The organism is Streptomyces spongiae (assembly GCF_009377185.1).
GTDB lineage: Bacteria > Actinomycetota > Actinomycetes > Streptomycetales > Streptomycetaceae > Streptomyces > Streptomyces spongiae.
Window position 1 is genome coordinate 1 of record NZ_VJZC01000313.1, and the last position, 11,567, is coordinate 11,567.

Here is an 11,567-nt window from a genome sequence, read left to right on the forward strand (position 1 = left end):
GCCCTCAGGGAAGGGACGGGTAGGGGCGGCGGGGGCGAAAAAGGTTGGGGCCCGGTCCCCCTTACGGGACCGAACCCCAACCCTCGTCCAGAGACGAACCTCAGACCAGGTTCACCGACCGCGCCGACGTCGCGCCGATCTCCTCGGCCACCTCCGTCAGCACCGGCTGCGGCACCGTGTCGTCCACCGTCAGGATGGCGAGAGCCTCGCCACCCGCGGTGGAACGGGAGACCTGCATACCGGCGATGTTGATACCGCCCTCGCCGAAGATGCGCCCGACGGTACCGACGACACCGGGCCGGTCCACGTACTTGAGGACGACCATGTGGTCGGCGAGCGCGAGGTCCACGTCGTACTCACCCACGGCGACGATCTTCTGGTGGTGCTTGGGGCCGGCGAGCGTGCCGGAGACCGACACCTCCTCGCCGTTGCCCAGCGTGCCCCGCACGGTGACGACGTTGCGGTGGTCGGGCGACTCCGAGCTCGTCGTCAGCCGCACCTCCACACCCCGCTCCTGGGCGAAGAGAGGCGCGTTGACATACGACACCGTCTCGTCGACGACGTCCTCGAACACACCCTTGAGCGCCGACAGCTCCAGCACCTTCACATCGTGCTGGGTGATCTCGCCGTACACCTCGACGTCGAGACGGACCGCGACCTCGCCCGCGAGCGCGGTGAAGATCCGGCCGAGGCGCTCGGCCAGCGGCAGACCCGGCTTGACGTCCTCGGCGATGACACCGCCCTGCACGTTCACGGCGTCCGGCACCAGCTCACCGGCGAGGGCGAGCCGGACGGACCGCGCCACCGCGATACCCGCCTTCTCCTGGGCCTCGTCCGTGGACGCGCCGAGGTGCGGGGTGCAGACGACCTGGTCGAGCTCGAAGAGCGGGGAGTCCGTGCACGGCTCCTTCGCGTACACGTCGAGGCCCGCGCCCGCGACCCGCCCCTCCTTCAGCGCCGAGTACAGCGCCTCCTCGTCCACGATCCCACCGCGCGCGGCGTTGACGATCCGCACCGACGGCTTGACCTTGTGCAGCGCGTCGGCACCGATCAGACCGACCGTCTCGGGGGTCTTCGGCAGGTGGACGGTGATGAAGTCGGAGACCTCAAGCAGCTCGTCCAGCGACAGCACCTTGACGCCCATCTGGGCGGCCCGGGCAGGCTGGACGTACGGGTCGTACGCGACGACCTTCATGCCGAACGCGGACATCCGCTGGGCGACGAGCGCACCGATGCGGCCGAGACCCACGACACCGAGGGTCTTCTCCGCCAGCTCGACACCCGTGTACTTGCTGCGCTTCCACTCGGCGTTCTTCAGCGCCGTGTTGGCCTGCGGGATGTGGCGCGCGGTGGCGAGGAGGAGACCGCAGGCGAGCTCGGCGGCGGTCACGATGTTCGAGGTGGGGGCGTTGACGACCATCACGCCGGCCTTGGTGGCGGCGGAGACGTCCACGTTGTCCAGGCCGACGCCGGCTCGTGCGACGACCTTCAGCTTCTTCGCGGCGGCGATGGCCTCGGCGTCCACCTTCGTCGCGGAACGGATCAGGATGGCGTCGACCTCGGCGATGGCCGGGAGCAGTTCGGCCCGGTCCGCTCCGTTGCAGTTCCGGATCTCGAAGTCCGGGCCGAGCGCGTCGACGGTGGCGGGCGACAGCTCTTCAGCGATGAGTACGACAGGTTTCGAGCTCACGTGAGTCCTCACATGTCCAATGCGGACGGCCGTCCCGACGGCCGCTGGCGGTGGAGGGGAGCGGCACCGGAGAGAGGGCGTGCCCGCACTTCTTCGGTGTCGATTGGCCGCGTGGAAGACGCACGACGCTGTGGGCCTGACGCGTATGTAGTACGGCAGTGTAGTGGCGCGACGACGGCGTCCTGCGCTTCTCCGGAAGGATCACCCGGACGGGAAGTCCGGGCGCAACTCCGTGGCGGTGCCCCGCTGGGGGCACCGCCACGGATCGGGCTCACGCCTCGTCGTCGTTCACCCACGACATCAGCTTGCGCAGCTCCTTGCCGGTGGTCTCCAGCAGGTGCTCGGAGTCCTGGGTCTTGTACTCGTTGTACTTCTTCAGACCGCCGTGGTACTCGTCCATCCAGGCCTGGGCGAAGGTGCCGTCCTGGATCTCGGCGAGGACCTTCTTCATCTCGGCCTTGGTGGCGTCCGTGATGATGCGCGGGCCGGTGACGTAGTCGCCCCACTCGGCGGTCTCGGAGATCGACCAGCGCATCTTCTCCAGGCCGCCCTCGTACATGAGGTCGACGATCAGCTTCAGCTCGTGCAGGCACTCGAAGTACGCGATCTCCGGCTGGTAGCCGGCCTCGGTCAGCGTCTCGAAGCCCGCCTTCACCAGCGCGGCCGTACCACCGCAGAGGACGGCCTGCTCGCCGAACAGGTCGGTCTCGGTCTCCTCGGTGAACGTCGTCTTGATGACGCCGGCGCGGGTGCCGCCGATGCCCTTGGCGTAGGACAGGGCGAGCGCGAAGGCGTTGCCGGTGGCGTCCTGCTCGACGGCGGCGATACACGGAACGCCGCGGCCCTCCTCGTACTGGCGGCGGACCAGGTGGCCCGGGCCCTTGGGGGCGACCATGCAGACGTCGACGCCGGCCGGGGGCTTGATGAAGCCGTAGCGGATGTTCAGGCCGTGGCCGAAGAACAGGGCGTCGCCGTCGTTCAGGTTCGGGGCGATGTGCTCCTCGTAGACCTGGGCCTGGATCGGGTCCGGGACGAGGATCATGATGACGTCGGCCTCGGCGGCGGCCTCCGACGGGCTCACCACGCGCAGGCCCTGCTCCTCGGCCTTGGCCTTGGACTTGGAGCCCTCGTGCAGACCGACGCGGACGTCGGCACCCGAGTCGCGCAGCGACAGGGCGTGGGCGTGGCCCTGGCTGCCGTATCCGATGACCGCGACCTTGCGGCCCTGGATGATGGACAGGTCGGCGTCAGCGTCGTAGAACAGCTCGGCCACTTTGGGTTCTCTCCTTGGGAGTGCAGGTGTTGCGTCCCACCGTATGACGGTGGTGTCTGTGGAAGTCTCGGGGTCTCGGAATACGGGCGGCCGATGCCTGCCGACCGCCCGTTTCCGGTCGTGAACGGATCTTCTTCGTGCCTGGGTGGCTCTTCCGCGGGCCTTACGCCGACCGGTCCAGCGCCCGCAGCGACCGGTCCGTGATCGAACGGGCGCCACGGCCGATCGCGATCGTGCCGGACTGGACGAGCTCCTTGATGCCGTACGGCTCCAGCATCTTGAGCATGGCCGACAGTTTCTCGCTGCTGCCGGTGGCCTCGATCGTGACGGCCTCCGGGGAGACGTCGACGGTCTTGGCGCGGAACAGCTGGACGATCTCGACGATCTGGGAGCGCGTCTCGTTGTCGGCGCGCACCTTCACCAGAACGAGTTCGCGCTGAACGGCCTGCGACGGCTCCAGCTCGACGATCTTCAGCACGTTGACGAGCTTGTTGAGCTGCTTGGTCACCTGCTCCAGCGGCAGGTCCTCCACACCCACGACGATGGTGATGCGGGAGATGTCGGGGTGCTCGGTGACACCGACCGCGAGGGAGTCGATGTTGAAGCCGCGGCGGGAGAAGAGGGCGGCGATCCGGGCCAGGATGCCCGGGGTGTTCTCCACCAGGACGGAGAGCGTGTGCTTGGACATGGTCTGGTTGCGTCTCTCTCGCTCAGTCGTCTTCGTTGTCGCCGAAGTCGGGGCGGACGTCCCGGGCGGCCATGATCTCGTCGTTGGAGGTGCCGGCGGCGACCATCGGCCACACCATCGCGTCCTCGTGGACGATGAAGTCGATGACGACCGGCCGGTCGTTGATCGAGTTCGCCTCCTCGATGACCTTGTCCAGCTCGTCCGGGGACTCGCAGCGGATCGCGTGGCAGCCCATGGCCTCCGACAGCTTCACGAAGTCGGGGACGCGGGTGCCCCTGGCCTCCGGGTTGACGTCGTCGGGACCGGAGTGCAGGACGGTGTTGGAGTAGCGCTGGTTGTAGAACAGGGTCTGCCACTGGCGGACCATCCCGAGCGCGCCGTTGTTGATGACGGCGACCTTGATCGGGATGTTGTTCAGGGCGCAGGTGGTGAGCTCCTGATTGGTCATCTGGAAGCAGCCGTCGCCGTCGATCGCCCAGACGGTCTGGTCCGGGGCTCCGGCCTTGGCGCCCATCGCGGCCGGGACCGCGTAGCCCATCGTCCCGGCGCCGCCCGAGTTCAGCCAGGTCGCCGGCTTGTCGTACTCGATGTAGTGCGCGGCCCACATCTGGTGCTGGCCGACACCGGCGGCGAAGATCGTGCCCTCCGGGGCGAGCTGACCGATGCGCTCGATGACGTGCTGGGGGGAGAGCGAGCCGTTGTCGGGCTGGTCGTAGCCGAGCGGGTAGGTCTCGCGCCAGCGCTTCAGGTCGGTCCACCAGGCGGTGTAGTCGCCGGGGTGGCCCTCGCTGTGCTCCTTCTGGACGGCCTGGATCAGGTCGGCGATGACCTCGCGGGCGTCACCGACGATCGGCACGTCGGCGGCGCGGTTCTTGCCGATCTCGGCCGGGTCGATGTCGGCGTGGACGATCTTGGCGTACGGGGCGAAGCTGTCCAGCTTGCCGGTGACGCGGTCGTCGAAGCGGGCTCCGAGGGCGACGATCAGGTCGGCCTTCTGCAGCGCGGTGACGGCGGTGACCGCACCGTGCATGCCCGGCATTCCCACGTGCAGCGGGTGGCTGTCGGGGAACGCGCCGAGCGCCATCAGGGTGGTGGTGACGGGCGCTCCGGTGAGTTCGGCGAGGACCTTCAGCTCGGCGGTGGCGTGGGACTTGATGACGCCGCCGCCGACGTAGAGGACGGGCCGCTTGGCGGCGGTGATCAGCTTGGCGGCCTCGCGGATCTGCTTGGCGTGCGGCTTGGTGACGGGCCGGTAGCCGGGCAGGTCCATGACGGGCGGCCAGGAGAAGGTGGTCTGCGCCTGGAGGGCGTCCTTGGCGATGTCGACCAGGACCGGGCCCGGGCGGCCGGTGGAGGCGATGTGGAACGCCTGCGCGATCACCCGCGGGATGTCCTCGGCCTTGGTGACCAGGAAGTTGTGCTTGGTGATCGGCATGGTGATGCCGACGATGTCCGCTTCCTGGAAGGCGTCCGTGCCGATCGCCTTGGAGGCGACCTGCCCGGTGATCGCGACCAGGGGCACGGAGTCCATGTGCGCGTCCGCGATCGGGGTCACCAGGTTGGTGGCACCCGGGCCGGAGGTCGCCATGCACACCCCGACCTTGCCGGTGGCCTGCGCGTAACCGGTGGCCGCGTGACCGGCGCCCTGCTCGTGGCGGACGAGCACATGGCGCACCCGCGTGGAGTCCATCATCGGGTCGTACGCCGGCAGGATGGCACCCCCGGGAATGCCGAATACCGTGTCGGCCCCGACCTCCTCGAGCGAGCGGATGAGGGACTTCGCGCCCGTCACGTGCTCGACGGTGGCGGACTGCTGTCCTCCGGATCGGGGCCGCGGCTGCGGATGGTGGGCCCCGGTGGCCTGCTCGGTCATCGGCATTCTCTTCTCGATGCTGAGGTTTTTTGCGAGGTTTGTTCGGTGTGCGACAGGTGCTCGTGCAACAAAAAACCCCTCGTGCCATGAGGCAAGCGAGGGGAGCGCGCCGGGTGCGGTCGCTGGGGATTCCGGTTCATCGTCCGGTGGACCCCAGCTTCAGCCGACGCGCTTTTCAAGTACGAGAATTCGGGTGCGCATGGCACAGACCCTCTACCCGGCACGCACCACGTGTCAAGTGGGTGGGACGGGAGTCTCATTATGTGAGCTGAAAGGCGTACCGCCTCCGTATACCGCGGTCACACCGCTGGTGTAGCCCCCCGCCGCCCTTTCCATGGCCCGCTCCGGCTCTCGCACGCGGCCCGCGAACGCGGGCTCCGCCGGTCCGTGGGGCACCGGACAGCGCCCCGAGGACAGTGCCCGGCGCAGCCGGTACTCGTCCAGTGGCGCGGAGAAGGCCGCGCCCTGCCCGTGACTGCAGCCCATCGCGCGCAGGGCGATCACCTGCTCGGGAAGGTCCACCCCCTCCGCGAGCGACTGCATGCCCAGGTCGCCCGCCATCCGCAGCAGCCCACTGGTGATCTTGTACAGCCGCGGTGACTCGACGATCCCCTCGACCAGACCGCGATCGAGTTTGAGGATGTCGACGGGGAGCCGCCGCAGCGCCGTGATCGCCGCGTGGCCGCTGCCGAACCCGTCCAGCGCGATCCGGACGCCCAGCCTCCTGAGGGTGCTCAGCCGGCGCTCCAGATCGTCCAGGCTGACCTGGGCGTCGGTGTCGGCCAGCTCGATCACCAGGGCGCCGGAGGGGAGACCGTGGCGGGTCAGGAGCGCCTCGATGGAGCCGGCCGGCAGCGAGCGGTCCAGCAGACGCCGGGCGCTCATCCGGACGGTCACGGGTACGCCGACGCCGGCCGCGGTGCGCTCGGCGGCCTGCCCGAGGGCCTCCTCCAGCAGCCAGCGGTCCAGCTCGGCGGTCCTGTCGCTGTCCTCGGAGACCCGCAGGAACTCGGCGGGGGTGAAGAACACCCCCTGGGACGAGCGCCAGCGGGCCTGCGCGGTGACCGAGGTGATCCGGCCGTCCTCAAGGGCGACCACGGGCTGGTGCAGCAGCGTGAACTCGCCGTCGTGCAGGGCCGCGCGCAGCCGCGTGGCCAGCTCTGCCTTGCGTACGACGTCCTGCTGCATCTGCGGGGCGTACAGCTCCACGCGCCCCTTGCCGGAGGCCTTGGCGCGGTACATGGCGAGGTCGGCGTTGCGCAGCAACTCGCCCGCGCCGAGGCCCGGTTCGGCGAAGGCGACGCCGATGGAGGCGGCCACCCGCACGTCGTTGCCACCGATGGTGTACGGCTGCGAGAGGGCGACCCGGAGCCGGTCGGCGAGCTCGAAGATGTGCCGCTCGCGGGCGGCGCGGTCGCGGGTGTGGTCACCGGCGATGAGGGCCGCGAACTCGTCGCCGCCCAGGCGGGAGGCGGTGTCCCCCTGCCGGACCGCGTCCTGGAGCCTGCGGGCGGCTTGAACGAGCAGTTCGTCCCCGGCCTGGTGCCCGATCGTGTCGTTCACGGCCTTGAAGCCGTCCAGGTCGATGAAGAGGACCGCCGTGTTACGGAGGGCGAGGCCCCGGTCGGTGGCGCGGCGGCCGGACAGGGCCTGCTGCACACGCTTGGTGAACAGGGCGCGGTTGGGCAGGTCGGTGAGCGGGTCGTGCTCGGCGTTGTGCTGGAGCTGCGCCTGGAGGCGCACCCTTTCGGTCACGTCCCGGCTGTTGAAGATGAGGCCGCCGTGGTGGCGGTTGACGGTGGATTCCACGTTCAGCCAGCCGCCGTCGCCGGACCTGAAGCGGCACTCGATCCGGGTGGTGGGTTCTTCGAGGGGGCTGGCGGCGAGGAAGCGGCGCACTTCGTGCACCACGCAGCCCAGGTCCTCCGGGTGGATGAGGCCCGCGAGTTCGGTCCCGACGAGTTCCTCGGCGGGGAGTCGGTACACCCCGGCAGCGGCCGGGCTGACGTACCTCAGGATGCCGCTGGGCGCGGCGATCATGATGACGTCGCTGGAGCCCTGCACCAGGGAGCGGAAGTGGTTCTCCTTCTGGGCCAGCTCCTGGGTGAGGGTGATGTTGTCGAGGAGCATGATGCCCTGGCGCACAACGAGGGCGAGCACGACGGTGCAGGCGGTGATGAGCACCACGCGGTCGACGCTGCGGCCGTTGAGCACGGTGTAGAGGATGCCCAGGGTGCAGACGGCGGCGGCCAGGTAGGGAGTCAGCGCGGCCAGCGATCCGGCGATCGGGCGGGTGGTCGGGCCGCGACTGAGCCCCACTCCCTGGAGGAGCATGTGCACATGTCCTCCCTGGTGTCCGTCGTGCCGGTCTGCTTCGGGTCGCTGCGCTTCGTGCCGTGGGCTTTCGCGTGGCGTTTCGTGACGTGCGGTTTCGTGATGTTTGGTCCCGTGTCGCTGTCCCGGGATGTGCTCGCGCACCACACGCGTGTGCCCGTCCGTGGCGTGCCGAACCGTGTCCCCGGCCGTGTCGTGCCTTTCGTCGGCCGCCTGGCCGCGCCGGTGGCCGACCCAGGGCGCGTACGCGAGGAGCAGCGAGCCCGCGAACCAGCCCGCGTCGAGGAGCTGGCCGGAGCGGTAGCTGTTGTGCAGCAGCGGTGAGGTGAACAGCGCGTCGCACATCACCGTGAGCGCGAGGGCGCCGATCGCGGTGTTCACCGCGGAGCGGTTGACCGCCGAGCGCCGGAAGTGCAGGGCGAGCACCATGCTGACCAGCGCGATGTCGAGGAGCGGATAGGCGAGCGAGAGCGCCGTGTGCGCGACGTCGCCACCGCCCTTGGCGGCCTGCGCGAGGGCCAGGCTCCAGGAGAGCGTGACCAGGGAGCCGCCGATCAGCCAGGCGTCCAGCGCCAGGCAGACCCAGCCGGCCTTGGTCACGGGCCGCTTGGCCAGGACGAGCAGCCCGACGATGGCGGGCGGCGCGAAGCACAGGAAGAACAGGTCGGCGTAGCTCGGGTCGGGCACCGGGCGGCCCAGCACGACCTCGTACCAGCCCCAGACCAGGTTGCCGAGCGCCGCCATCGTGGAGGACAGCCCGAACAGCAGCCAGGCGGGCCGCAAGCGGCTGCGGCGGCCGCGCGCGTAGCGGAAGCAGGACACGGCCGCGGCGAGGGCGGCGGCGCTCAGCCCGAAGTCGCCCATGACGAGCGCCAGGTACGGCGAGCCCCAGCCGAACGCGGAGCCGACGGCGTATCCCCCGCAGACCAGGACCAGGACCAGTTGCGCGCGCACGCTCGTCACGGAGCCGCCGCGCAGGGCCGACCCGCCGTGCAGCAGCGGGCCCGCCGGCGGCTGTGTCCGCAGCGTCGGGTTCAGCGTGGCGGCGGAGGACGACCGGGCGCTCACCGGATCTCCCCGGTCAGTGCCGCTCCCGCGTCCCGCTGGTCGCGGTGCGCCGGATGCGGGTGCCTCCTGCGAGTGGTGTTCCTGGGGTGGAGCCGACCGTGACCGCTGTGCCCCTGTCTGGCCGTCGCGTTCCTCGAGGGTCGTCGTCGGCGGCCCCGCCGCGTCGGTTCGTTCGTCCATAGGCCGTGCATCGCCCGTCGCCCCCCTCGCAGTCGCATGTCCATCCCCGGCGCCGAACGGTGCGCGGCGCAACCCCTGTCGGGACGATACACCAGTCTCGTCACTCAGGGACATAGGTCCTCTACGCTCCGTGACGATCAACGGCGAAACGGACACCATCCGCATCCGAGGGGCTGCGGAGGGTGCCCGAAATGGATTAGGCGTCCGTCGTATCGCCCGTCGTAAGGACCACGTTCCGCAGCGGCCGCTGGTTCACAAAACGATTCAACTGGTCCACCAGGAGCCTGTGCGCGCGCGGCAGGAAGGCGGACGTCGGGCCGCCGACATGGGGGCTGATGAGCACGCCGGGCGCGTGCCACAGGGGATGTCCCTTGGGCAGCGGCTCGGGGTCGGTGACGTCCAGGGCCGCGGTGACGCGTCCGGTCTCCAGCTCGGCGAGGAGCGCCTTGGTGTCGACGACCGGGCCACGCGCGACGTTCACGAGCAGCGCTCCGTCCTTCATGTGGGCCAGGAAGTCGGCGTTCACCAGGCCGCGTGTGGCCTCCGTGAGGGGCGTCGCCAGGATGACGACGTCCGCTTCGGGCAGCAGGGAGGGCAGTTCGGTGAGCGGGTGCACCGGTCCGCGCGCCGTGGTGCGCTCTGAGCGCGCGACGCGCGCCACCCGCGCCAGTTCAAAGGGTGCGAGCCGGTCCTCGATGGCGGCGCCGATCGACCCGTACCCCACGATGAGCACGGACTTGTCGGCCAGCGCCGGGCGGAACCCGCTCCGCCACTCCTCCCGCTCCTGTCCGCGTACGAAGTCGGGGACGCCCCGCAGCGAAGCCAGTATCAGCGTGAGGGTGAGCTCGGCCGTGCTCGCCTCGTGCACCCCGCGCGCGTTGCACAGCCGCACACCCGATGGCAGGTGCTTCAGGCCGGGCTCGACGTGGTCGATGCCGGCGGAGAGCGTCTGCACGACCTGGACCGAGGTCATGCCGGGCAGCGGCCGCTGGGAGATCGCGGGCGCCTTCATGTAGGGCACGACGTAGAAGACGCACTCGCCCGGATCACCGGGGAACTCCTCGTCACCATCCCAGAAGCGGTAATCGGGCCCTTCGGGGAGGCCCTCGATGTCATCGGCACGGAACGGAAGCCACACGTCACCAGTCATGCTCAGGAGGCTATGCGAAGCCTCCCGGGCCGCAGAGGTTAGTTTGGGGTGCCAGGAGAGGGAGGGTACGACCAGGTGGAGCGCAGGACGATCGGCGCGGCGTCGCTCGAGGTGGGGGCCGTGGGGCTCGGGTGCATGCCGATGAGCTGGGCGTACTCCGGGTCGCGGCAGCGGGGTGAGGAGTCGCTCCGGGCGGTGCACCGCGCCCTCGACCTCGGCTCCACCCTCCTGGACACCGCCGACATGTACGGACCCTTCACGAACGAGCTCCTGGTGGGCCGGGTCCTGAAGGAACGCCGCGCGGAGGCCTTCGTGTCGACGAAGGTCGGTCTGCTGGTCGGCGAGCAGCACATCGTGGCGAACGGCCGCCCCGGCTATGTGAGGCGCGCCTGTGACGCCTCCCTCCGCCGCCTGCAGACGGATGTCATCGACCTCTACCAACTGCATCGCGCGGACCCGGAGGTGCCGGTCGAGGAGACCTGGGGCGCCATGGCGGATCTCGTCCGGGCGGGGAAGGTACGGGCGCTGGGGCTGTGCGCGGTGGGAGCGAGGGCCGGACGGCGGGCCGGGGCCCGGCTGCACGACGGAACGATTCGCCAACTGGAACGCGTCCAGCAGGTCTTCCCGGTCAGCGCGGTCGAGGCGGAACTGTCGGTGTGGTCGCCCGACGCCCTCGACGCGCTCCTCCCCTGGTGCACGGCACGCGGCGTGGGCTTCCTCGCCGCGATGCCCCTGGGCAACGGCTACCTCACCGGCACGCTGACGCCGGGCGAGGGCTTCGAACCCGACGACCTGCGCGCCCGGCACCCTCGTTTCACGGCCGAGATGATGGCGTCCAACCAGCCGATCGTGGCGGGGCTGCGGAGAGTGGCGGCCCGCCACGGCGACGGGGTGACCCCGGCCCACGTGGCCATCGCCTGGGTACTCGCCCAGGGCTCCCACGTCGTACCGGTCCCCGGCACCAAGCAGGAACGCTGGGTGACACAGAACGCGTCCGCCGACACCCTCCACCTGACAGAAGCGGACCTGACGGAACTGGCAACACTGCCGACGGCTCAGGGATCCTGGGACTGAGAGGGTTTTCCAGGGGCGCGGGAACTGGGCGACTTTCAGGGGCGCGGGAACTGGGCGACTTTCAGGGGCGCGGGGACCTGCGCGGCTTTCACGGGCGCGGGGAACGGCGCGGTCTTTAGGGGCGCGGGGAACTGCGCGGCTTTTAGGGGCGCGGGGAACTGCGCGGCTTTTAGGGGCGCGGGGAACTGCGCAATCTTTTAGGGGCGCGGGGAACTGCGCGACCAGCCACACCCAACC

Annotated in this window: 7 protein-coding genes; 1 reads left to right on the top strand and 6 read right to left on the bottom strand. The window is 70.0% G+C overall.

What is annotated here, in order from left to right; genetic code table 11:
- Nucleotides 1-100: 100 nt before the first annotated feature.
- From serA to FNH08_RS31795, 6 genes are all read right to left on the bottom strand, one after another.
- Nucleotides 101-1,690, bottom strand: a complete 1,590-nt coding sequence (serA, locus tag FNH08_RS31765) for a phosphoglycerate dehydrogenase (RefSeq protein ID WP_322725844.1) — start codon at nucleotides 1,688-1,690, stop codon at nucleotides 101-103.
- A gap of 271 nt (nucleotides 1,691-1,961) precedes the next feature.
- Nucleotides 1,962-2,963 carry a ketol-acid reductoisomerase gene (ilvC, locus tag FNH08_RS31770; protein ID WP_322725845.1) on the bottom strand — a complete coding sequence of 334 codons (1,002 nt, stop codon included), beginning with the start codon at nucleotides 2,961-2,963 and terminating at the stop codon, nucleotides 1,962-1,964.
- Nucleotides 2,964-3,126: 163 nt separating this feature from the next.
- On the bottom strand, nucleotides 3,127-3,651 hold the full coding sequence (gene ilvN / locus FNH08_RS31775) for an acetolactate synthase small subunit (protein ID WP_030942875.1): 525 nt from the start codon (nucleotides 3,649-3,651) through the stop codon (nucleotides 3,127-3,129).
- Nucleotides 3,652-3,673: 22 nt separating this feature from the next.
- Nucleotides 3,674-5,524 carry an acetolactate synthase large subunit gene (locus tag FNH08_RS31780; protein WP_194238679.1) on the bottom strand — a complete coding sequence of 617 codons (1,851 nt, stop codon included), beginning with the start codon at nucleotides 5,522-5,524 and terminating at the stop codon, nucleotides 3,674-3,676.
- A gap of 234 nt (nucleotides 5,525-5,758) precedes the next feature.
- Nucleotides 5,759-8,926 (bottom strand): putative bifunctional diguanylate cyclase/phosphodiesterase, encoded by a 3,168-nt coding sequence (locus tag FNH08_RS31790; protein ID WP_322725846.1) that lies wholly within the window; start codon nucleotides 8,924-8,926, stop codon nucleotides 5,759-5,761.
- A 376-nt stretch (nucleotides 8,927-9,302) separates the two neighbouring features.
- Nucleotides 9,303-10,256, bottom strand: a complete 954-nt coding sequence (locus FNH08_RS31795) for a 2-hydroxyacid dehydrogenase (protein ID WP_152774985.1) — start codon at nucleotides 10,254-10,256, stop codon at nucleotides 9,303-9,305.
- Nucleotides 10,257-10,331: 75 nt separating this feature from the next.
- On the opposite strand from FNH08_RS31795, the gene FNH08_RS31800 reads away from it, so the two are divergent.
- On the top strand, nucleotides 10,332-11,330 hold the full coding sequence (locus tag FNH08_RS31800) for an aldo/keto reductase (RefSeq protein ID WP_322725847.1): 999 nt from the start codon (nucleotides 10,332-10,334) through the stop codon (nucleotides 11,328-11,330).
- Nucleotides 11,331-11,567 lie beyond the last annotated feature (237 nt).